The sequence below is a fragment of the Nonomuraea sp. NPDC001684 genome (assembly GCF_053596515.1).
In genome coordinates, this window is sequence record NZ_JBSFGJ010000706.1 from 1 (window position 1) to 3,083 (window position 3,083).

At 75.8% G+C, this 3,083-nt stretch carries 3 protein-coding genes and 1 pseudogene; 2 read left to right on the forward strand and 2 right to left on the reverse strand.

All coding sequences use genetic code 11. The annotated features are described in order from the left end of the window. The coding region (locus ACWCSD_RS50440) for an alpha/beta hydrolase fold domain-containing protein (protein WP_449926623.1) at positions 1-540 on the forward strand (540 nt) is incomplete at its 5' end. Further along, positions 537-1,025 (forward strand): hypothetical protein, encoded by a 489-nt coding sequence (locus ACWCSD_RS50445; protein ID WP_449926625.1) that lies wholly within the window; start codon positions 537-539, stop codon positions 1,023-1,025. The genes ACWCSD_RS50440 and ACWCSD_RS50445, both read left to right, overlap by 4 nt. 17 nt (positions 1,026-1,042) lie before the next feature. On the opposite strand, the gene ACWCSD_RS50450 is transcribed toward ACWCSD_RS50445, so the two are convergent. Continuing rightward, on the reverse strand, positions 1,043-2,452 hold the full coding sequence (locus ACWCSD_RS50450; RefSeq protein WP_449926628.1) for a beta-N-acetylhexosaminidase: 1,410 nt from the start codon (positions 2,450-2,452) through the stop codon (positions 1,043-1,045). Continuing rightward, a pseudogene (locus ACWCSD_RS50455) lies at positions 2,445-3,083 on the reverse strand (beta-galactosidase); the annotation flags it as partial. The pseudogene ACWCSD_RS50455 and the gene ACWCSD_RS50450, both read right to left, overlap by 8 nt.

Below are 3,083 nucleotides of genomic sequence, written 5' to 3' on the forward strand. Positions count from 1 at the left end.
CTCGCCTGGGCCCACGGCCAGGCGGCCGGGATGCCGCTCGCGGTGGGCGGCGACAGCGCGGGCGGCAACCTGGCCGCCGTCGCCGCCCTGGCCGCCCGCGACCGCGGGCTGCCGCTGGCCGCGCAGGTGCTGGCCTACCCGCCGTTCGACCCGGCCTGCGCCGGCGCCTCCTACCACCGCTCGCCGTCGGCGTTCCCGCAGGCGGAGCCGCTGCGCCGGGCCTGGCGCGCCTGGCGCGGCGACCGGCCGGCCGCCGTCCGCGACGCCGACGGCACCCGCCTGTACACCACGCACTGGGAGGCGCCCACCCTGGCCGGGGTGGCCCCCGCCGTGCTCGCCGTCGGCCGCGACGACCCCGTGCACGACGACGTCGAGTCCTACGCGCGGCGGCTGCGCGCCGACGGCGTCCCGGCGCGGCTGCTCCGCCCGCCGGGCGCCGTCCACGGCGACGTGCTGCGCCCCGGCCGTCCCCTTCTCCGGCTGCTCGCGCGGGCCCTGCGCGGGCCGGACCCGTCCGACCATCGAGAGGACCACCGATGAACGTTCCCCCCGCCCCCCTTGAGGCGCTCGTCCGCCACTTCGCCGACCTGCGGGACGGCACCCACGCCGGGCACGTCACCCGCCAGGGCAAACAGGACGCCTTCCGGCGGGCCGTCGCACTCCTCGACGCGCCCGCCCGGCAGGTGCTGGCCGAGTTCGACCGGCACCTCCTGCTGGGCGCCGGCGCCGTCGAGGCCACCGGCACGCGGGCCGACGCCGCGGGCGGCAGCTTCGCCGTCTGGACGCTGTCGTGGCCGGCGCAGCGGGCGGCGGGCCTCGCGCCGCTCACCCTGACAGCCCACTACGGCGCCGGATTCCACCATCCGCACCTGCGGGGCGCCACCGTGGGGGAGTGGCCGCTCAACGTCGCGGACGCGGAGCAGGCGGCGGAGCTCGTCCCCGTCCTGAGGGCCATCGCCGCCGCCGACCTGCACAACCTCGTCTTCCAGCGCGACTGGCGCATCGTGCCCGCCGTCCACCCCTGACGTACCCCGTGCCGCCGTCAGGGCCGCATGTCCCCGCGCCCGGCCTCCCGCACGGCGTCCATGAAGGCGCCGTACGGCAGGCCGCCCGCGCCGCTCCACATCTTCTGGGCCAGCACGGCGAAGGTGGGCTCGACCAGGTCGCGCACGTCGTCCTCGGTGTAGGGCGCCGCGGTGATGTCGTTCCACACCGCCGACATGGCGCCCAGCAGCCGCGGATCGCCGGGGGCCACGCTCTGGCCGTCGGGGAAGACGTGCGGCGCCCAGTGGTCGTACAGGTACTCGCCGTCCAGGCCGTCGGGGTGGTAATAGGTGGCGGCCGGGACGATGTAGAGCAGGGAGTCGCTGGTGTTGACGAAGGAGTAGCCGTCCCGCCCTGCCTCGTGCGGGCCGTACCAGACGGTGGCCCAGCAGTTGATCACCACGTCCCGGTCGTAGCCCTCGGGGACGCCGCCCGCCATCCTGGTCAGGCTGCCCCACGCGCGCGGACGTTTGCCCAGCGCCCGCAGGTGGGCCGCCATCGCGTTGAAGAACTCCCGGTAGCGCGGCTCGTCGGCCAGGTACTCGTCGGCGCCGAAGTGCGCGTGCGGGCCGCGGAACCAGGGGACGAACTCGGTGAACACGTCCTTGACGAACTGCGTGGCCTCCGGCTTCGACAGGTCCAGGTGGTCGTCGCCCAGCCCGAGCGAGGGACGGAACCGGACGAACGCCAGAGAGTGGGCGGGCGCGTCGATCTCGGGGACGAGGGTGACGCCTTCGGCCGCCGCCGCCTCCTCGAAGGAGTCCCAGTCCGCCCGGTCGTAGGCGCCGTCGGCCGAGGCCAGCCCGGCCAGCGCGGGGTCTTCCGGCACCAGGCGGAAGCCCGCCTGCACCTCCGCCCAGGTTCCGTCCGGGGCCAGGAAGCCGTTGTCGTTGAGGTGGAGCTGCAGCTCGTTGAGCTTGAACCAGCCCATGACGGCCAGCTGCTCGCGGATGAAGCCGGGCGTGAAGAAGCGGCGGCCCACGTCCAGCATGAAGCCGCGCACCGGGTAGTCGGGCCAGTCGGCGGCGGCGCCCACCGGCAGCTCGGCGGTGGTGCGCAGGATCTGCAGCAGGCTGCGCGTGCCGTAGAACAGGCCGGTGGGCGTGGGCGCGGAGATCCGGACCTGCTCGCCGGTGACGGCGAGCAGGTAGCCCTCCTCGGCGAAGCGGGCGCCGCCCGCCTCCCACGTCAGCGCCGGGTCGAGGGTCAGGACGACGTCACCGGCGCCCGCCGGCCCACCGGCCGCCGCCAGGGTCAGGCCGGTGACCTGCCCGATCTCCCGGACGAGCCGGTCACGCAGGGCGTTCTCGCCGCTCACGACCCTGGCCAGCGCGGCCCGGGGGAGCACGCCGGCGCCGCCGTCCCACTGCTGCAGGCGGGGCACGACGACCGGGCACGGGTTAGCCAAGGCCGGCCTTCTCGCGGATCTCCACGACCGGCTCCCGGCAGCCGTCCAGTTCGAGGACGACCAGCTCGTTGCCGCCCGCCCGCAGCAGCGGCCACGGCAGGTAGAGGGTGCGCTGGGGGCCCCGGTCCCAGTAGCGGCCCAGGCAGAACCCGTTCACCCAGACGTACCCCTTGGTCCAGCCGGTCAGGGCCAGGTAGGCGTCGCGCGGCTCGGCCACGGTGAGCGTGCCGCGGTGGAAGACCGGCCCGGTCGTCGCGCCGGTACGGCCCCACGGCAGCCCGGACACGTCGTCCAGCGGGATGGGCACGGCCTCCCAGCCGTGCACGTACTGCCGCTCGTGCCGCACGCCGCCGACGATGCCCTTGCGGTCGCCCAGCCGGGGGCCGTAGTTGACCCGGCCCATCGACTCGACCAGCAGCTCCACCACCGCCGACGGGCCGGGCACCGCGACGGGCACGCCGGTCAGCCGGTCCCGTTCGAGCACCGCCACCGGCTCGCCGTCCACGAACAGGTGGGCCCGGTCGGCCAGCCCGTCGACGTGCAGCTCGTACGGACCCCGCGGCCCGTGCACGGTGGCCCGGTACAGCACCAGGCCGTGGGCCAGCCCGAGCTCCTCGAACGTCGGCGGGCG

Bases quoted from the DNA above. Each gene is read 5' to 3' on its own strand.
- ACWCSD_RS50445 (WP_449926625.1), top strand. From the start codon at position 537: ATGAACGTTCCCCCCGCCCCCCTTGAGGCGCTCGTCCGCCACTTCGCC.